The sequence below is a fragment of the Legionella steelei genome (assembly GCF_001468005.1).
In the GTDB taxonomy this organism is placed as follows: Bacteria; Pseudomonadota; Gammaproteobacteria; order Legionellales; family Legionellaceae; genus Legionella; species Legionella steelei.
The window spans coordinates 1-19,360 of sequence record NZ_LNYY01000009.1 but is presented as its reverse complement, the minus strand read 5'-3'; the positions used below and the strand labels follow the sequence as shown (position 1 = coordinate 19,360).

Genomic DNA, 19,360 nt, shown 5'->3' with positions numbered 1-19,360 from the left:
TTTAATAGCTTATGCCATGATTGATAACTATGCCAGTTTTAATGCAATAAATTTTAAAAAATGAATTATCTAGGGTTGTAGCCTGAAACCCGGGAACTTTGCCAATACACTCCCTAGTTCCGCTGCGCTATACTCAAGCTACGATATTGTCAATGGCATAAAAAATTGTTCTATATCTTCTTCACTTAAAGTCAGTGCTTTAGCGGGATCTGCCGATAAAACCCCTTCAACTAATTGTCTCTTTTTATCTTGCATTCCTAAAATGGCTTCCTCTACCGTACCTGAGGTAATGAGCTTATAGACAAAAACAGGGTTTTCCTGACCTATTCGATGACTTCGATCAGTTGCTTGATCTTCAACAGCTGGATTCCACCAAGGATCATAATGAATTACAGTGTCAGCACGTGTTAAGTTAAGTCCAGTACCACCCGCCTTCAAGCTAATGAGAAAAACAGGGGTGTTTCCTTCCTGAAATTTTTCTACCATGGCTTGTCGATGCACTGTTTGGCCTGTTAACTTTAAATAATCATAGTTTCGCGCACGCAATTCTTCTTCAATTAATTGCAGCATAGAAGTAAATTGTGAGAAAACCAATACTCTCCTACCTTCACCCACTAAATTGTCCAATAAATCCATTAACGCTTCGAGCTTTGCTGAGGTCCCATGTGCAATTGATGCTTCAGACAAAGACAAAAGTCTGGGATCACAACACACTTGGCGTAATTTCAGCAGTGCATCCAGAAGAAGAATATGACTTTTACCCAATCCTTGTTTTGCAATAGCATCACGAACTTTTTTCTCCATACTCATGCGAATCGCTTCGTACAAGTCACGTTGTGGACCAATAATTTCTATAGTCCGAGTCATTTCCGTTTTGGGTGGTAATTCACGAACCACCTGATTTTTTGTTCTTCTTAATATAAAAGGCTGAATCCTTTTTATGAGTACTTCCCTTCTGTTCAAATCTGCGTATTTTTCAATGGGGGTTCTGAACCATAGTCTAAATTGTTTTGCATCACCTAATAATCCTGGCATCAAAAAATGAAATAGAGACCATAACTCCCCTAAGTGATTTTCCAAAGGTGTGCCTGTCAAGCATAAACGATGAGTTGCATGCAATTGTTGAATAATTTGTGTGGTTTTGGTGCGCGCGTTTTTAATAAACTGTGCTTCATCTAAAATCAAATAATAGAAAGGATAGGTAATAAATTTGTCTTTATCGCGATGAATCAATCCATAAGTAGACACCACAATGTCATAGTCATCAAAATTATCCTGATGACGTTCAGAACCATGATAAATTAAGACTTTCAATTGAGGGGTAAAGCGTTTTGCTTCTGCCTGCCAATTCCCCACAAGACTGGTCGGCGCAACAATTAAGCTTGCAGTTTTAATACGCCCTTGTTCCTTTTCATACTGTAAATGAGCTAAAGTCTGCACCGTTTTACCTAGCCCCATATCATCAGCGAGAATACCGCTAAAATGGCTCACTCTCAAAAATTGCAGCCAATTCAACCCATAACGTTGATAATCCCTTAGCTGAGCATGTAAACCTAGTGGCAGCTCTATTTCAGGAATAAGGGTTAATTGTGAAAGTGTTCTTATTTGTTCTCTTAAAGTTTCAGCCCCTTGCCAACGGGTTTTGGTAGCTGCAATAGCCAATTCCGCTTCACGCATCAAAATCACTTGATATTTGTTCATTTGCACCTGTTGATTTTCGTCAACATGGCGTATGCCAAACTGTAGCAGCAATCGAACTAATGGCTTAATTCGCCCCATTTCTAACTGCAGTGCACGCCCATCATGCAAGGGTAACTTGACTAATTGTGTATCGGGAAGAGCATCTAAGTCATTACCGTGATAACGTTGAATTAAATCTGCTACCAAAGGAACGACACTGACAGGTTTACCTTCAACTAAAATCCCCAATTGATAGGAAAAAAAGTCTGTTGTACTTTCAGATAGATTCGAATACCACTCTACTTCATCGGCGCTAATCACTTCTTGATATAAAGAGCTGATACGCTCAACCCGCCAACCTCGACTTTCTAACTCAGGTATTAATTGACTATAAAGATATTCTAAATCCGCCAAGACATTAATATTTTGCAGAACGAAATCAGCTCGCTTTACTTTTTCCCATTGTTCATTTTCCCAAGCCCTTGGTACTCTTAGCTCCAGGATTTCCTGCACTTCATCCCATTTTGATTTCTCAAAATCCTTATGACGCATGTATTCAACTAAAACCCCATCCTGTTGGCAAACAACGGTTTCACACGCCTCAGAACCCGCAATCATTAAACCCTCATAATCAAAAACAATGCGCGCAATAAATAAAACATGTAGTTCTTCTTCAGCGTCATACAGCCAAGAAGCATCTTCATCAAATTCGCTAATCGCATCGAGAACGATCACAGGGACTGGCATCACATTGCGAATTTCTCGTTGTGCAAAAACTTGCGGCACAGGAAATTCAGGGCATGTTTTAGCCATTTTATTTGCTAATAACTCGGCTTGTTCCATGGGTATTGGAGGCGCCTCCAAGAGATAGCCCAGCTGTTTTATTGGATATGCAGTAATTAAATGCCCCATTTTGCTTTCTAAATGATTAAAATACCAACTATCATCCAATAGCAAAGGTTCAAGAACCTCACTTTGATGCATTAATAATAAATTTTGACTGCCGTTCAGAGATAGCTTCCATTCACAAGTTCCTTGGATGGGCTCACCTAAGTGGATTGGCTCGTGCTGATTCTGTATAAAAAAAGCCCTGCCAGTTGCAATGATTCGTTCTAATAATTCGCTATTCCGTATGACTAAAGTATCAAACCAGCCAGAAACACCACATTTAAACAACAGCAAGGCGACCAAATCATTATCATCACCCACAAAATGCTGTTTTTTAGAATCGGAAAGACTATTAAAAGTGATCATTTTTCCATAACCACCCCGTTTTAATAACTTGGCTAAAGCCAACTTAATCGCGACTCGATGCTCATGTCCAGCAAGCCTTAACTCTACGAGATAGACTAAATGGTGGGTGCTTTCCGGAGCCTTTACTACCGCTGCTTCTTGCGCTCGTAAATTTTTCAACCAGCTATCGAGTCTTTTATCTAATTTATTGACAAATACCGACGGTAGGTTTTCCTTTTCTCGATCACGTAAAGCGAACAAGCACGCAGCAGCATGCTTGCAATTATATTGATAATTACAAGTGCAGTGCGCCAGTTTTTTTGGCCAAACCTTCAAATCCATATGTACATCATAAATCTGACTTGAGCTGCCTTTTACTCGACCTTTTAGTAAACCATCACTAAAACGAATATTGAGCACATGTCCATTCTGAAAATATTCTTGGCCACGCAATAATATTTTGGCCTCAAAGACCTCTGGCATTTTTGAGAGTGCTTCATTTAACATAAATGTGCTTTTTATCGGACAAAGGGTTTATTTTAGACAATTTTTAAATTAATTAACAATTTTATCTTTAAATTAAGGATTTATTTTTTGTATTAGGGTCTGTTGACAATTCTCTAGATTAAGACAAAATGATGAGATTTTAGCGCATCGAAGCAATGCATACATGAAACGCGCTAAAATCTCATCATCTTAGCTAAGATAGTAGAATTATCAACAAATCCTGTTTGTCGCATCTTGGGGTTCTTTAATAGAGTATATATCATGCAGAATAAGCTTACTGTACTTATGGCACAAATTAATCCTACTGTAGGGGCTTTGGCCTCCAACAGGGATAAAATTATTGACGTGATAGAAAGCGAGCAAGCAAATCACCATATCATACTCTTTCCTGAACTGGCATTAACGGGTTACCCCCCCGAAGACTTGCTCTATCGCAAGGAGTTTGAACAAGCAATTACTGAGCATTTAAAACAAATTCAAGATGCAACAAAAGATTGCTACGTTCTTGTAGGACATCCAAGCCGAGAGAAACAACGATTGTATAATAGCGCGAGTATTTTTTATCAAGGACAAAAGATAGCAGAATATCACAAGCAAAATTTACCAAACTATGACATTTTTGATGAAGCACGCTACTTTACTCCAGGGAAAAAAAATCCATGCATCATTGAGATAAATCACAGTAAAATAGGGGTAATTATTTGTGAAGATTTATGGCATCCAGGTCCTGCTGAAGATTTAATTGAAAATGGGATTTCTATACTCCTCGTTTTAAATGCGTCTCCATTTGATTACAGCAAATACCAGAAAAGAGAGACCCTCTTAAAAGCTTATGCAAAACGCGGAATTTCGATAATCTATGTGAATCAAATTGGCGGTCAAGACGAGCTCTTATTCGATGGCCAATCACTCGCAATTGATTCACATGGTACAATTTGCGCACGCGCTCCTGCATTTAAAGAGGATTTGCGCACTGTTGAGATCCAAGCAAATCAAGTTAAGGGAGAAGTCACCCCTCTTCTTGATTTTGAACCATTAATCTATCAAGCATTAGTTTGCGGCACTCGAGATTACGTCAACAAAAACCACTTCCCTGGAGTTTTAGTTGGACTCTCAGGAGGAGTAGATTCGGCATTAACTTTGACTGTGGCAGTCGATGCATTAGGAGCAGAGCGAGTGCATGCTGTACTTATGCCTTCACGATATACAGCACAAATGAGCAATGAAGACGCTTTAAGGCAAATAGAAAAATTAAATGTATCGCACGCCATTCTCTCAATTGAACCCGCGTTTAATACTCTGATAACGACTCTCGAGCCAGTTTTCAAAGGATTAACCCCAGATACTACAGAAGAAAACATTCAAGCACGAATTCGTGGTTTGTTGATTATGGCATTGTCTAATAAAACAGGCAAAATGGTACTTACAACCTCCAATAAAAGTGAATCCGCCGTTGGTTACGCCACCTTATATGGCGACATGGCAGGAGGATTTTCGGTATTAAAAGATGTGCTTAAAACCCAGGTTTATGCCCTAGCACGCTACCGCAATAGCCTTTCTGAAATTATTCCTGAACGCGTTCTTACGCGTGCCCCATCCGCTGAGTTACGGGCAGATCAAACCGATCAGGACAGTTTACCTGATTATGCAATATTGGATGCGATCATTGTTGCCTATATGGAGAAGTGCTTAAGTCCTGAAGAGATAATTCAGCAAGGTTTTGCGCAAGAGACAGTCACTAAAGTAATTCAATTAATCAAACGCAATGAATACAAACGTCGCCAATCTCCACCAGGAATAAAAATAAGCCCTATTGCCTTTGGTAAAGACTGGCGTTATCCAATCACAAATGGCTTTTGATCTGTAAGATGCTATCATCCAGAGCATCTCTGTCATCCCGGTATGTGTTAGACAAATAACCGTAGGCTGGGCTGCTAAGCCCAGCATATAACAACGCCAATATATTTCTTTCTCTAAGAACAATGGATAAGTATTTGTTAATTGGGTTTATAGTGATGGATTTCGTGAATAGACGTTTTGGAGCATAAAAATTAATTCAGCAAATGCTGGGCTTAACAGCCCAGCCTACACTTGCTTTCGCTAGACCCGGCCTAAACAAAGATTAAGGATGGCTCGAATTTTTTATTTCATTGTCCACTGTGCCTTCCACTACTCTTTTACGTTGTTGCCAAAAGGTAGATAGCTGTGAAAGCGCTGTATACCTACTTGCCTCTAGCTTTGCTGGCAGTTCAGAGACTGCTTCTTCCGTAGTTAGTTTCGGAGAGGTAGTGTCTACACCCTGTTCTAGTTTTGGTGCGGGCTTAGAAACCACTTCTGTAGATGATTTCTTAGAGACCACTTTTTCAATTTGATCTTTCATATGCTGCTCAAGAAAGGCAAATTGCTTCAGGTTTATTTTAGGTTGCGGTGCCTTATCTTTATGAGTCTCTTCTTTAGCTACCTCATCCTTCTTTTGTAATACTTTAGCAAACATAGCATTCATTTTATCTATTTTTGCGGAAGCAATTTTTGATTGGGTGATATTCACTTGCAACAAATAAGCTTTCAATTGCAGGGTATCTGCTTCGTTAAATGGCCCCTCATGAGTAGCCAACCAAGAAGATAGTTTGGGAGAATTGGCCAAAGAAATCTCCTGGGAAATGCCCCTGGTATTTATCCAACAAAGACTTGCCACTTTTTCTTTATGCTGTAAAACAAAAGCTGAGGTAGTGCCCTTTTCGATCAGCTCACTAAGATAGTCATTGCCCTGCTCAGCATTAGTATCTTTTGGATTAATATGTACTTGCACCTTAGCAATATATTGTTCTCTTGCTTTGAGGCACTCCCTCTTAATTCCTCTTAACCGTACTTGACTTAATTTTTCTATGTCTTTATCTTCTAACGTTGCTAGTTTTTGCACCAACTCATCGCCCGCTATAAGCGGATAAACTTCACCCGTCGTATCAACCCAAGAAAGATGCCATTGTTCATTTTCATAATTTAGTGAGAAAGTAATTTTGTCCTGTTTATTGGATTGATAATCTTTCGCCGCGTCCAAATTATTAAGTACTGCGACCGTTTCAGCTAATAGGCGTGCACTTTCGCGTGCCGCTTCACGCTCTATTTCTCGAGCCTTTATCTCTGCTAATACAGTTTTATAATGAGCCATAAAATCATTAATCTGCATCATTACTTGTTCTTTAAGCTCTATAACAAATGGCTGAATAAGAACGTCTGGCAAAGTTTGGTAATCAGGAACAGCATCGATTAATTCAAGAAAGAGGTAATAATTATAGGAGCCAACTTCCCACTTGCCTTCGCTGATCATCAATTTAAATTCTTGTAAGCGCGTATAAGCATCAGGAAAGTTTTCCATTACATTAATGGATTGCTCTACTTTTTCACCGCGAGTTCTGGTGTATTGATAAACCCAACCTGTTATCCATGATTTGACTGGCTGTTCATATTTCTCTTCAGCTCTGCGAGCAATAGCAACTATTTTTTTGCGTCCTTCCTCTGTCTCATTTGCAATGATAGCGAGTACTTGCTCAACAAATTCTTTAGATACTTCCAATGGTTTTTTTTTATTCTTTGGCATTTATTGAAACTCCTTTTCATAATGCAAAATTTATCATTGCATTAATATTAAATTTATACAAGTAGAAAATTATTATGCTAAATTGCTCGTCAAATGTAGTCATGTTAATTTTCTACACCACACGAAATACTAATAATTATCACCATCTAAACATCATCCTTTCCGTTAGATAAGAGGCTGGATTTTCATCTTCCTAAGATAAAAATTGGATTCATTTCAGCTTGAAAAGCAGTGCGTGAGCACAATATGGGCTGCGGTGTTTTTAATCACGGAATACATTATTTACGGCATTATTTTATTGAAATGCATCTCTAGAATATAAGATGCCAATTGGAAGTATAGTCCCTGTTCTAGATCCTGCCACAAAAATTGATCTATGCAAATTTACATCAATACCATGTTTGATAATGCTACTATCCAGGAGTACTTCGTGAGGACGAATGGAACACCTTTAAGCAAAAAAACAACTTTATTATCAACAAAATTGCATTAACACTTCCCTTTTCCAAAAATATGCATTTCCAATACTTGCAAATTTAAAGTAACACGTTAACATGATTCCACAAAAAAAATAATAACTACAAAGGGATGTTATGAAATTTGCATTTTTCTCTGCTTCTTTATTAGCAAGTAGTATTGCTGCAGCTGCAACTCCAGTTAATGGGTGGTATGGCAGTGTATTTGGTGGTTATGCTTATTTACCAAATAATGTATCGATACACTTCCTTGGAGATCTCATAGAGCTCACCGATGCTTCATACCACAATGGTTTTAACGCAGGGGTTCGTTTAGGTTATCAAAGTAATCCAATACGTTATGAACTGGAATATACTTATATTCAGGCTAAAACTAGAAGGTTCAAGTTTGATGATGTCCTACAATCTGGAATATCTGGAGAAGCTCGATCTAATGTAGGCATGATAAATCTCTATTACGATTTCTCTGATGCCATTCTACCAACCATTTCACCATTTTTGGGGGTAGGTATAGGCGCTGCAACGACCAAAATTACTTTAAACAGTACTGGTCCATTTGACGGAATTTCATTTAATGCAAAAGCCAATTCTTTTGCTTATCAAGGAACGGCTGGACTGACCTTCAACTTTGAAGAAAACTGGGCATTGAACGCTTCTTATCGTTATTTGGCAACAAGCGGATCAGACGATTTTGGACGTAAATTCCAGGCTCACTTAGGTGATGTAGGTGTTGTTTATCGCTTCGATCGCTGCAATTATAAGTAATGGTTGTAACGATACATCGTCCCTAACGACAGGAGGGATCTCCGGTATCAGGAAGATCCCTCATCGTAAACTCCCCAGAATGACTGTAATTTGAGAGGTTGGACTCTTATGAATGACCTATTTTGGAAGTAGCCAGAACTTGCGGCTCTTGCCATAAAGTCATAAAGAGGACCATAACTAAAGGCCCAACAAATAAACCAAGCAATCCTATAGTTTCCACGCCACCGAGAATTCCAAATAACACAGCTAAAAAGGGCAACTCGATCGCACCACCAATCAGTGCGGGCTTGATAAAATGATCCGCAACAAACATGACTATAGTTCCCCAAACCAAAACAATGATTGCGCTAACCATACTGCCTAATGACAACAGAATAATCGCAACGGTAATAAAAACGATGGGAACAACAAATGGGATCATTGCCGCAAGCGCAGTGATAAATCCAACTAAAGTAGGTGCTGGAAAACCAACTAAGCCATAACAAATCCCCATTAAAATACCCACACCAAGACCTACAACAATAGTTCCATTCACTGTGGCTCTCAATGCTCGAGGAAGTCGGTCGGCATAACGAAACCATCTTTTACCCAAACAATACTCCCCTACCTGGTAAATCTGTGCTAATAATCGATCCCCATCACGATAAAAGAAAAATAGACTTAAAAGTGTAAAGCCCAATTGAACGCTTCGATGTGCCAAACTAGAGCCAATTTGTTTTACGTAATAGCTCGTTGGGGTTAATGATAAATGAACATTCGATAAAATCCCCTTTATCATTCCTGGCTTTCCAAGATGATTATCCCAATAAGTTACCAAATCATTTCCCACTAAAGGGAATTCCTTTAAAAAACCGGGAGCAGCCCCCCCTTGTTGGTTTAAGGATTGCAAAAAATTAACAAATATTTGCGATTCTTTAATCAAAAGGCTTAGTATCCAGCTTAAGGGAAGGATAAACAGCAATCCAATTAAAGTAGTAAACAGCAAGGAAGAGAGATTCTCTTTATTGCCAAAAAAACGACGCCATTTTTTATACAAAGGATAAGTTGCAATAACAATGATAGAAGCCCATATCAGTGACGGGATAAAACGATGAATAATAAATAAACTAAGCGCTACAATTCCAATAGTCAAACCCATACTAATGAGTTCTTTATGATTCTCATTCATTAAGTAAGACTCCATGCTAATAGTTGCATCAATAACCAAGCGGGCACCGCAGCTAACACATCATCCAACATAATTCCAAAACCACCTCGTACCTTTTGATCGATGTAATCAATGGGCTGAGGTTTCCAAATATCAAAAATTCGGAACAAAATAAAACCACAAATCATCCAGGACACCCCTTGAGGTGCCATAAACATAGTCAATAAATACCCTACAACTTCATCCCAAACAATTCCTTTATAATCATGCACCCCTAAGTCTTGAGTCACCTTATCACAAACCCAGACACCCAATATAAATGCGATGAGTGTAAAAAAAAGATATACGCCCCAATGGGTGCCGACCAATAGTAAATAAAGAGGTATTGCTGCCAATGTTCCCCATGTTCCAGGTGCCGTAGGCATTAAACCCGTGCCAAAACCAAAGGCGATAAAGTAAATAGGATCCTGGAAAACACTTTTTGCTAAATTTATTTGTTTCATTTTATTCTTTCTCTATGCTTAGCTAATCGTAAAGGTTGGATCAAAATGTTCTAACTTACAATAGGGTCTATTGACAATTTAACTATCCTGGTCAAGTCCTTAAATTTTGTTTTGCTGATAGACTGCAATCAAAAATGTGAGTACCCAGCAGGTGTTAGCTTATGATATTGATTGTTCGCATCTTTTATTCTTAACCCAGGGGTCTCCTCAATTACGCCAATAGGATAACAAAGTAAATTAGCTTTTTTAAACTCGTTCATCAATGAGGCGAATCGATATTCCGCAACAGTAAAACATAACTCATAATCATCGCCGCCAGTCAAAGCTAAGTCAACAGCATCAGCCCAATATTGATTTACCAAAGCATGTATAGGAATTGCGTCTTCATTGAGGCAAGCCCCAACGCCACTTGCAACACAAATATGATTTAAGTCAGCACTAAGTCCATCCGAAATATCGATTGCTGCAGTGGCATAATTTCGCAAAAAACCAATTAAATCAATACGCGGCTTGGGATGGAGCAATTTATTCATTAACTCTGCATGTTCGTGGGGAGGAAGATCAGGATTTTCGAGAAATTTAACGGCCAAAGCTGCAGCACCCAACTTACCTGAAAGGACAATGATATCTCCAGCTCTTGCGCCACTACGCAATACTGCGTGTCCGTCTGGAGCAGTACCCAAAATAGTTAGCGTGATTGATAAAGGACCTTGTGTTGTATCACCACCAATTAAAGTCAAATTATATCGACTTAACGAATCTTTTAGTCCACGAGCAAACGAAGTAAGCCATTGTTCATCGAGTTTAGGTAAAGTCAAAGCCAGTGTGAGCCAACGAGGCTCTGCTGCCATGGCAGCCATGTCACTTACATTTACCATAACTGCTCTACACGCAATGTCATACGCATCCCACTGCGGAAGAAAATGAACATCAGAAACTAAAGTATCTGTACTTACCAACATGTTCATTCCTTGAGGAATACGTACACACGCGGCGTCATCACCAATTCCTAACAGTACATCATCACGCTTTAGATCAAGTGGTTTGAAAAAATTCTCAACAAGTGAAAACTCATCCATAGTTATGAATTGATTTCAATTGAACGTACCTGTTGTGCCAAATTATTTAATACACCATTGACATAACGGTATCCATCCTGAGAACCAAATTCTTTAGTCAAGGAGATTGATTCATCAAGAACAACTTTATAAGGAATTTCAGGGCAATGGAATAATTCAAAAGCACCAATACGTAATACAGTCAATTCAATTGGGTTGAGTCCAGCGATTTCTCTATCAAGAAAAGGAGTAATACTCGCTTCTAAGTTTTCAACATGGGCTGGAACACCGTGTAAAATACGGCAAAAATAATCTACATCAACTTTATCCATATTATTAATGACTCGAAATTGTGCTTCGATTTCATGTAATTCACTTCCAGACATTAACCATTGATAAAGAGCCTGAAGTGCTAATTTTCTGGCTTTTCTTTTACCGCTTATCGACTGCTTTTCCACCTTAACCTCATGAACTCTTCGTAACATCTATAAAGCCCCTTTTCGCCTGAAAAGGGGAAAAAAAATCTGACAAAGCGTAACAAACCAGGCACAGACACGCAAACTTTACGTGAATGTGTGTGCCCACTCTCTTACACCTTGCACATACTAATCTAAATTAAACACTAATCTTTATTCATTTGATCGATTGTTTGCCTAAAATCGCTGACATCTTTAAAACGTTTATATACCGATGCAAACCGCACATAAGCAACATGATCCAAACTATATAATTCCTTCATCACCAATTCACCAATGATCTGCGAATCGATTTCTCGCTCTCCTCGACGGCGAATTTCTTGGGTAATTGCAATAACCGATGCCTCTAATGCATCAACACTCACCGGCCTCTTTTCCAAGGCACGTAACATGCCTGACCGTAAATTATCAATGTTAAATGCTTCACGTCGGCTGTCACGCTTAACAACTAACGGCATGATTAATTCGGCTGTCTCAAAAGTAGTAAAACGTTCATGGCATATAAGGCATTCGCGCCTTCTACGCACCTGAGCACCATCAGCAACTAGGCGTGAGTCGACTACTTTTGTTTCCTCTGCATGACAAAACGGGCAAAACATAATTATTTATAAACCGGAAACTCACGACACAACAGCAATACTTGCTCTTTAACTTTTGCGATGGTCGTTTCATTGTTAATATCATCAAGAATATCAGCTATCCAATTAGATAGAAGCGTAATTTCTTTTTCTTTAAATCCTCTGGTGGTAACTGCCGGAGTTCCTAAACGTAAGCCGCTGGTCACAAAAGGAGAACGAGGATCATTAGGTACCGTATTTTTATTCACTGTAATATTTGCTTTATCTAAAGCGGCATCCGCATCTTTACCTGTGATGTTTTTATCAATTAAGTCCACCAATAATAAGTGGTTATCCGTGCCACCAGAAACAATTTTATAACCACGACTCATAAGCACAGAGGCCATGGTCTTAGCATTCAATAATACTTGTTGTTGATAGTCTTTAAATTCGGGTAACAACGCTTCAGCAAAAGAAACAGCTTTCGCTGCAATGACATGCATTAATGGTCCACCTTGGCTGCCAGGGAAAACAGAAGAATTCAATTTTTTTTCTACTTCTTCATTAGCACGACATAAAATCATTCCCCCTCTCGGTCCTCTGAGTGTCTTATGAGTAGTGGTGGTCACTACATCAGCATAAGGTACCGGGGAAGGATAAAGACCAACAGCAATTAAACCAGCAACATGAGCAACATCCGCCATCAAGTAAGCGCCTACTTTATCTGCGATTGCTCTGAATCGTGGCCAATCAAGAACACGTGAATAGGCAGAAAATCCGGCAATAATCAATTTAGGCTTATGTTCAAGGGCCAGCTGCTCCAAAACATCATAATCAATTAAACCAGTTTCTACATCGACACCATAAGGGACTGCTTGATAAAGCTTACCCGAAAAATTAACTTTAGAACCATGAGTTAAATGACCTCCATGGGGTAATGCCATACCTAAAACGACATCTCCAGGGGCTAATAGAGCCATCATTACCGCCGCATTAGCTTGAGAACCAGAATGAGGTTGCACATTAACATAATCAGCAGAGAACAGTTTTTTTGCACGAGCGATTGCTAATTCTTCAGCAACATCAACATACTCACATCCACCATAGTAGCGCTTTCCAGGATATCCTTCTGCATATTTATTCGTTAATACAGAGCCTTGAGCCTGCAAAACACGAGGACTCACATAATTTTCCGATGCAATAAGTTCGATATGCTCTTCTTGTCGACGTTGTTCATCAACAATAGCTTGAAATAATTCATCATCAAAGTTTTCTATGGTATCGCTTTGGTCAAACATGAGTAATCCTCGGGAAAATGGTTAAGGTCTAACGATGATGTCATTACGCACTTTTCTAACACCATCTACGTTCGCAGCGATGATCTCTGCTCTTTGCTTCAATCGAGGAGTAGCAACAAAACCACTGAGTTGCACTTCATCTTTAAAGGTCTTAACTTGTACTGCTAAACCTGTGCGCCCTAATTGATTCACTAATGTTGCTTTTACCTTAGTAGTGGTGGTCGAACTGTCCAAAAACTCCCCAGTACTCTCAGTACCAGGAGAAGCAACACATGCTATGATAAGTATAGATAAAAGTCCCACAAACAACATTTTCAGTGAGTTACACATCCAAAAACTCCCTAAAGAAAAAACGCCATAAGATTACCACAAAATTTAACTGGTTACGAATTGTGAATATGAACCTATAGACTGTTTACTGGATTCACCATCCAATTTTTTTCTTTATCATACGGACCTTATCATGTTTGTGCGTTTTGTTTTTATTTTTATCAGTCACAACCGCTTGCTCATGATGTTTTTTATGGCCGCGCTCCTGATGACCATGTCCATGCTCATGCGTCTTAGGTTGATTTGGAACTACATACGTTTCATTGTGACCGCGATGATGACGAGAATGATGACGATAATCATGGGGACGCTCATCGTAACCATAAATTTCAGCTCGTGGCGGAACAGAATGATAATAACCAGCATCATAATATTCGGGATCGCTAATATCACATGAAGTTAGAAAAGGAACTAATATAAGACAAGGGATTAAACGCTTCATGAACTACTCCTGAAACATAAAAAAAGGGAAGGTGCATTACATGCAACTTCCCTATCAACAAATAAACTATCGCTTATTTTTTATAAATTACTTATTTCTTTGCAGTAACTTCAACTTTCTCACTCTTAATACCTTTATTCAGGTAATTAACAATGCGAACAGTGCTATTTACATTAGTCCAACCAGAATAAATAGTTCCGTAAGGACCTTGGATCATAAGGTTCATACCAGAATGACAGTAACCATAGTAGTACAAGCTAATGTAATGAGGTGCATCATAATAAAATATTGTAAAAGGCTCTAATGGAGTAGAATCATCAAAAGAACCGTATACGCGAACGTTGTCAATACTGTTGTTGATGATTTCTATTTCACAATAACCTGGAAACATCATTGATTTACCAGCAGGCTTTTTATCAGCTTCAGTAGCTTTTGGATGCAAATGAGCATTTGCAGCAAAAGTTTGGCCAATTAAGCAAAAACAAAGAGCAAATAACAAGGACTTCAACTTCATGGTTTCTCCTTTGACTTTATTGAAAGTCTGCATAGTAACAAAGTGTTGTATTTAGTCAATAGGATATTTTTATAACCATGAAATAAATAAAAATGAAGCTTATAAGCACAATAAGGGTAATAATATTCATCTTTCATGTTATATTTGGCGGACTTTAAAAATTACCTTTTTTTTGTAGTATTCAGGGGAGCATAATGAAAAAGAGAATGACCATCATGGCAATAGCCTTACTAATTGTTTTTGGTGGGATCATTGCCTTTAACTTGATCAAATCCATCTTGATTAAGCGCTTCTTTGCAAGCTATCAACCACCCGCCGTTTCTGTTGCTTCTACTGTTGCTCAAGCCGTAGATTGGCAACCAACTATAAATGCAGTAGGTAATTTCGTTGCCCTAAATGGAGTCGATGTAAGTGCCCAAGCATCTGGCAATGTCGTAAAAATTGATTTTGAGTCAGGACAATATGTTGATAAAGATGCCCCGTTAATTACCATCGATGACAGCGTGGATCAAGCGATATTAAAGTTTAATCAGGCCGAATTAACGTTAAAGACCCTAAGTTATCAACGTCAAAATGATTTATTTAAACGAGGGGCCTCCCCTATTTCAAATGTTGATGAAGCTAAAGCAAATCTTGGACAAGCCCAAGCAAAACTAGAGCAAACGCAAGCACAAATCAATCAAAAGCATATTACTGCACCTTTTGCCGGAAAATTAGGTATAAGACAAATTAACTTGGGACAATTTATTAGCCCAGGGCAAACAACAATTGTTTCATTACAGTCATTAGATCCATTGTATTTGGAGTTTTATCTTCCGGAACAACTTTATAAACGGATTCGCCCTGATCAAACCATTACATTTTCCGTTGAAGGATTCCCTAATGCGCTTTTTGAGGCCAAAGTCACTGCAATTAACTCCAAGGTAGATCTCAATACCCACAATATGTTGGTTCAGGGTACTCTCGCTAATTGTCCTACATCAGCCATTAAGGATCCCGAAAACTCACCCTTAGTGAAAATACGAAAAGAGCCTATGGGAAATAAGCGAATTATCACCTGCGATACCGACTTAAATGGTAAAAATAAAGTTCGCAGCTTTACGTTTGTACCAGGAATGTTTGCTTCAATTGAAATCAGCCAACCTCCTGTACCCAATACAGTTATTGTTCCTTCCACTGCGATTTCCTATAGCTTATACGGTAATGCGGTATACATTATTGAGAAAAATGCTGAGGGTAAGAAAAATCCAGACGGTTCTGATTTGCTTACTGTTAAACGTGTCTTTGTCAGCACGGGTGAGCAGCATGGAAATTATACAGTCATCAAAAAAGGTGTTAAAGCAGGACAATTAGTTGTGAGTGCTGGAGAAATAAAATTACAAAATGGTACGCCTGTTGTAATCAATAATGAGGTCAAACTAAATGAAGTCAGTAATCCGGATATCTTAGGACAATAAAAAACCAAGTTGAATCGTAGCCTGGGTGCAGCACAACGTAACCCCGGAGCTTTCTACTATAGATACCCTGGGTTACGGCTATGCCTCCACCCAGGCTACAACGCACTCAAGTTACATTTTTAATCAGGAAAAGTTATGAAATTTACCGATCTTTTTATCAAACGGCCCGTACTTGCCATGGTAATAAGTTTGCTCATTTTTCTTTTTGGTATTAACTCCATCTATAAAATGCAAATTCGTCAATACCCGCGTATGGATAATACAGTAATTACCATTATGACAGGTTATCCAGGAGCAGATGCTGATCTTATCGCCGGATTCATTACCTCACCTCTAGAAAAAGCGGTCGCCAGTGCGGAGGGGATTGATTATATGACCTCTTCAAGTACACAAGGTTTAAGCACGATTACTCTAAACATTAAACTAAACTTTGACCCACAAGTAGCCTTTACTGATGTGATGAGTAAAGTACAACAAACCCTAAATCAACTACCCAAAGAATCCCAACAACCAGTTATATTAAAAGCATCCGATAGCTCAACTGCATTGATGTACATCAGTTTGGACAGTACAGAAATGACACCGCAACAAATTACCGATTACGCAACCCGTGTTGTGCAACCGCAACTGCAAACAGTAGATGGTGTGGCTAAAGCGGACATTTTAGGTGGTGCAACCTATTCGATGCGAATTTTCCTCGACCCAATAAAAATGGCAGCATTAGGTGTATCTCCCTCGGATGTATCGGTTGTACTTGCTAAAAATAATTTCCTAACTGCAGCAGGCAATACTAAAGGTGAATACGTCGCCATCAGCATCACCGCAAAAACAGACCTTAACGATGCGACACAATTTAGTAATTTGATTGTTAAAAGTGATAAAGGGTCAATAGTTCGTTTACGCGATGTTGGTAAAATTGAATTAGGCTCACAAGACTATGATACTTCTGTTACATTTAATGGAAGAAAGGCGGTGTTCCTCTCCATTACCCCAACCCCCACGGCCAACCCACTCACAGTAATCAGTGATGTAAGAAAAATACTTCCTTCAATAATTAAGGAATTTCCACCATCCTTAACGGGAACAATAGTTTACGATGCAACAGCTTTCATTAGAGCGTCTCTAGATGAAGTAACTCATACTATTATTGAAGCAGGCCTCATTGTTATTGTCGTTATTTTCTTATTTTTAGGCTCCATGCGCTCGGTGCTTATTCCAATTGTCACCATCCCTCTCTCCTTAGTTGGTGTATGCACCCTAATGCTGACGTTAGGATATAGCATTAATCTGCTGACCTTACTGGCTTTTGTCTTGGCTATTGGTTTAGTAGTCGATGACGCCATTGTGGTTGTCGAAAACGTCCATCGACACATTGAGGAAGGAAAAACTCCGTTTGATGCCGCATTAATTGGTGCTCGTGAAATAGCCACACCAGTCATTGCAATGACCATTACTCTCGCTGCGGTATACGCACCTATTGGATTTATGGGCGGACTGACAGGAGCATTATTCAAGGAGTTTGCTTTTACGCTAGCCAGTGCAGTAATCATTTCTGGGATCATTGCATTAACATTATCTCCTATGATGTGCTCAAAGGTATTATCTAAAGAGATTAGTAGTGGCAAGTTTGTTCATTTTCTCGATACTTTTTTCAATAAACTTAAATTGAAATATCAAAAAGCCTTGCATAGCCTGTTGAATACTCGAGTCATTATGTTGTTTTTTTCGGCAGTTGTTATCCTGATGCTACCTTATCTTTACCTACATACTTCAGCAGAAACAGCGCCTGATGAGGATCAGGGTTTCTTTTTCGTCATGGCCATGATCCCGCAATTTGCAACACTGAATTATATTGAGTCTTTCACCAAACCATTTGATGAAATTTATAAAAGTTTTCCTGAAACAGAAAATTATTTTACTGTAAACAACAGCAGCCAAACCATCTCAGGAATGGTATTGAAACCATGGAATCAACGCAGTAAAAGTCAGTTTGCTTTAAAACAACCACTGCAAGATAAATTATCACAAATTGCAGGTTTAAATGCCTTTGCAATTGTTCCTCCTCCGTTGCCAGGCGGCGGAGGCGGTACCCCTGTACAATTCGTTATCAAAACGACAAATGACTTTCAGAGTCTATTAGACGTTTCCAATAAGCTTACCGATAAAGCCCGTAAGAGTGGTCTATTTATTTATGTAGATAATTCACTCAAATTTAATAAACCACAAATTATATTGGATATTAATCGTTCTAAAGCCTCCGAAATGGGGTTAGATATGCAAGCGGTAGGAAGCAGCTTAACCAGCGCTTTATCCGGTAATTATGTCAATTACTTTAACCTTGAAGGTCGTAGTTACCAAGTTATTCCGCAATTAAGCCGTTCATTTCGTATGGCGCCTGAACAATTAGGACAAATCTATGTGAAAACCATCAACGGGACCATGGTTCCTCTTTCAACTGTAGTTACTGCTGTGGAAAAAACTGCACCTAATGCAGCCTCGCATTTTCAACAAATGAATTCAGCAACCATTCAAGCAGTAATGATGCCTGGAAAAACGCTTGGAGAAGGTCTGCAGTTTTTACAAGATGCGGCGAACGATACATTACCTAAAGGCTTCGCATACGACTATGGTGGTGAATCAAGGCAGTTTATGCAAGAAGGAAACGCTTTGTTATTTGCATTCGTCTTTGCAATCATTATTATCTTTTTGGTACTTTCTGCTCAATATGAAAGTTTCCGTGATCCTTTAATTGTTTTAATTAGTGTGCCCATGTCCATCTGCGGCGCATTAATTCCTCTGAATTTAGGACTAGCAAGCATCAATATTTACACCCAAGTCGGTTTGATTACTCTTATTGGCTTAATCTCCAAGCATGGAATTTTGATCGTTGATTTCGCCAATCATTTGCAACGTGAAAAAAATCTCGATAAACGCGCTGCAGTAGAAGAGTCAGCTGGAATTCGATTAAGACCGATTCTCATGACAACCGCTGCAATGGTATTTGGTGTACTCCCCTTACTCATTGCCAGTGGTGCGGGGGCAGTGAGCCGCTTTGATATAGGGCTAGTTATTGCCACAGGCTTATTGATTGGAACAGGGTTCACTTTGTTTGTAGTACCCACGTTGTATACATACATCGCAGAAGATCATCGTTCAAAAAAACCTGAGCCACAGTTTGATGAAGCAAAAATTCCTGATGTACAGGTACCTGAGCAAAAACATTAAAATTTGAAAAAATTCCCATCGTAGGCTGGGCTGTTGTATAGCCGGGGACATCCCTGACACTGTTCGGGGACATCCTTGACACATGAGTTGAGAA

The 19,360-nt window shown here is 39.0% G+C and carries 15 protein-coding genes; 4 read left to right on the top strand and 11 right to left on the bottom strand.

What is annotated here, in order from left to right; all coding sequences use genetic code 11:
* Positions 1–138 precede the first annotated feature (138 nt).
* Positions 139–3,420, bottom strand: a complete 3,282-nt coding sequence (locus Lste_RS02835; protein WP_058509584.1) for a DEAD/DEAH box helicase — start codon at positions 3,418–3,420, stop codon at positions 139–141.
* Positions 3,421–3,681: 261 nt separating this feature from the next.
* Here Lste_RS02835 and Lste_RS02830 point away from each other — a divergent pair, with 261 nt between their 5' ends.
* On the top strand, positions 3,682–5,280 hold the full coding sequence (locus tag Lste_RS02830; RefSeq protein WP_058509583.1) for an NAD+ synthase: 1,599 nt from the start codon (positions 3,682–3,684) through the stop codon (positions 5,278–5,280).
* Positions 5,281–5,542: 262 nt separating this feature from the next.
* Here the strand turns inward: Lste_RS02830 and Lste_RS02825 are convergent, their stop codons facing one another.
* Positions 5,543–7,018 (bottom strand): hypothetical protein, encoded by a 1,476-nt coding sequence (locus Lste_RS02825; RefSeq protein WP_058509582.1) that lies wholly within the window; start codon positions 7,016–7,018, stop codon positions 5,543–5,545.
* 593 nt (positions 7,019–7,611) lie between these two features.
* On the opposite strand from Lste_RS02825, the gene Lste_RS02820 reads away from it, so the two are divergent.
* Positions 7,612–8,259: an outer membrane protein gene (locus Lste_RS02820; RefSeq protein WP_058509581.1), complete on the top strand. Its 648-nt coding sequence runs from the start codon at positions 7,612–7,614 to the stop codon at positions 8,257–8,259.
* A 106-nt stretch (positions 8,260–8,365) separates the two neighbouring features.
* Here Lste_RS02820 and Lste_RS02815 read toward each other — a convergent pair whose 3' ends face one another.
* From Lste_RS02815 to Lste_RS02775, 9 genes are all read right to left on the bottom strand, one after another.
* Complete coding sequence (locus Lste_RS02815; protein WP_058509580.1) at positions 8,366–9,427, bottom strand: AI-2E family transporter; 1,062 nt, start codon at positions 9,425–9,427, stop codon at positions 8,366–8,368.
* Positions 9,427–9,909 carry a phosphatidylglycerophosphatase A family protein gene (locus tag Lste_RS02810; RefSeq protein WP_058509579.1) on the bottom strand — a complete coding sequence of 161 codons (483 nt, stop codon included), beginning with the start codon at positions 9,907–9,909 and terminating at the stop codon, positions 9,427–9,429. The genes Lste_RS02815 and Lste_RS02810 overlap by 1 nt, the downstream gene beginning before the upstream one ends.
* A gap of 128 nt (positions 9,910–10,037) precedes the next feature.
* Positions 10,038–10,988 (bottom strand): thiamine-phosphate kinase, encoded by a 951-nt coding sequence (thiL, locus tag Lste_RS02805; RefSeq protein ID WP_058509578.1) that lies wholly within the window; start codon positions 10,986–10,988, stop codon positions 10,038–10,040.
* A 2-nt stretch (positions 10,989–10,990) separates the two neighbouring features.
* Positions 10,991–11,425: a transcription antitermination factor NusB gene (nusB, locus tag Lste_RS02800; RefSeq protein ID WP_058509626.1), complete on the bottom strand. Its 435-nt coding sequence runs from the start codon at positions 11,423–11,425 to the stop codon at positions 10,991–10,993.
* A 164-nt stretch (positions 11,426–11,589) separates the two neighbouring features.
* Complete coding sequence (gene nrdR, locus Lste_RS02795) at positions 11,590–12,042, bottom strand: transcriptional regulator NrdR (RefSeq protein WP_058509577.1); 453 nt, start codon at positions 12,040–12,042, stop codon at positions 11,590–11,592.
* A 2-nt stretch (positions 12,043–12,044) separates the two neighbouring features.
* Positions 12,045–13,298 carry a serine hydroxymethyltransferase gene (gene glyA / locus Lste_RS02790; RefSeq protein WP_058509576.1) on the bottom strand — a complete coding sequence of 418 codons (1,254 nt, stop codon included), beginning with the start codon at positions 13,296–13,298 and terminating at the stop codon, positions 12,045–12,047.
* Positions 13,299–13,319: 21 nt separating this feature from the next.
* On the bottom strand, positions 13,320–13,628 hold the full coding sequence (locus Lste_RS02785; protein WP_058509575.1) for a BON domain-containing protein: 309 nt from the start codon (positions 13,626–13,628) through the stop codon (positions 13,320–13,322).
* A 94-nt stretch (positions 13,629–13,722) separates the two neighbouring features.
* Complete coding sequence (locus Lste_RS02780) at positions 13,723–14,070, bottom strand: hypothetical protein (protein WP_058509574.1); 348 nt, start codon at positions 14,068–14,070, stop codon at positions 13,723–13,725.
* 91 nt (positions 14,071–14,161) lie between these two features.
* Entirely contained in the window at positions 14,162–14,584 is a 423-nt protein-coding gene (locus Lste_RS02775) for a hypothetical protein (protein WP_058509573.1), read from the bottom strand.
* 194 nt (positions 14,585–14,778) lie between these two features.
* Between Lste_RS02775 and Lste_RS02770 the strand changes: the two genes are divergently transcribed.
* Complete coding sequence (locus tag Lste_RS02770) at positions 14,779–16,041, top strand: efflux RND transporter periplasmic adaptor subunit (protein ID WP_058509572.1); 1,263 nt, start codon at positions 14,779–14,781, stop codon at positions 16,039–16,041.
* A gap of 135 nt (positions 16,042–16,176) precedes the next feature.
* A complete protein-coding gene (locus tag Lste_RS02765) occupies positions 16,177–19,266 on the top strand; it encodes an efflux RND transporter permease subunit (RefSeq protein WP_058509571.1) in 3,090 nt (1,029 codons plus the stop codon).
* Positions 19,267–19,360 lie beyond the last annotated feature (94 nt).

Coding starts and splice junctions, on each gene's coding strand:
- Lste_RS02835 (WP_058509584.1), bottom strand. CDS start 3,420: ATGTTAAATGAAGCACTCTCAAAAATGCCAGAGGTCTTTGAGGCCAAA.
- Lste_RS02830 (WP_058509583.1), top strand. CDS start 3,682: ATGCAGAATAAGCTTACTGTACTTATGGCACAAATTAATCCTACTGTA.
- Lste_RS02825 (WP_058509582.1), bottom strand. CDS start 7,018: ATGCCAAAGAATAAAAAAAAACCATTGGAAGTATCTAAAGAATTTGTT.
- Lste_RS02820 (WP_058509581.1), top strand. CDS start 7,612: ATGAAATTTGCATTTTTCTCTGCTTCTTTATTAGCAAGTAGTATTGCT.
- Lste_RS02815 (WP_058509580.1), bottom strand. CDS start 9,427: ATGAATGAGAATCATAAAGAACTCATTAGTATGGGTTTGACTATTGGA.
- Lste_RS02810 (WP_058509579.1), bottom strand. CDS start 9,909: ATGAAACAAATAAATTTAGCAAAAAGTGTTTTCCAGGATCCTATTTAC.
- thiL (WP_058509578.1), bottom strand. CDS start 10,988: ATGGATGAGTTTTCACTTGTTGAGAATTTTTTCAAACCACTTGATCTA.
- nrdR (WP_058509577.1), bottom strand. CDS start 12,042: ATGTTTTGCCCGTTTTGTCATGCAGAGGAAACAAAAGTAGTCGACTCA.
- glyA (WP_058509576.1), bottom strand. CDS start 13,298: ATGTTTGACCAAAGCGATACCATAGAAAACTTTGATGATGAATTATTT.
- Lste_RS02785 (WP_058509575.1), bottom strand. CDS start 13,628: ATGTGTAACTCACTGAAAATGTTGTTTGTGGGACTTTTATCTATACTT.
- Lste_RS02780 (WP_058509574.1), bottom strand. CDS start 14,070: ATGAAGCGTTTAATCCCTTGTCTTATATTAGTTCCTTTTCTAACTTCA.
- Lste_RS02775 (WP_058509573.1), bottom strand. CDS start 14,584: ATGAAGTTGAAGTCCTTGTTATTTGCTCTTTGTTTTTGCTTAATTGGC.
- Lste_RS02770 (WP_058509572.1), top strand. CDS start 14,779: ATGAAAAAGAGAATGACCATCATGGCAATAGCCTTACTAATTGTTTTT.
- Lste_RS02765 (WP_058509571.1), top strand. CDS start 16,177: ATGAAATTTACCGATCTTTTTATCAAACGGCCCGTACTTGCCATGGTA.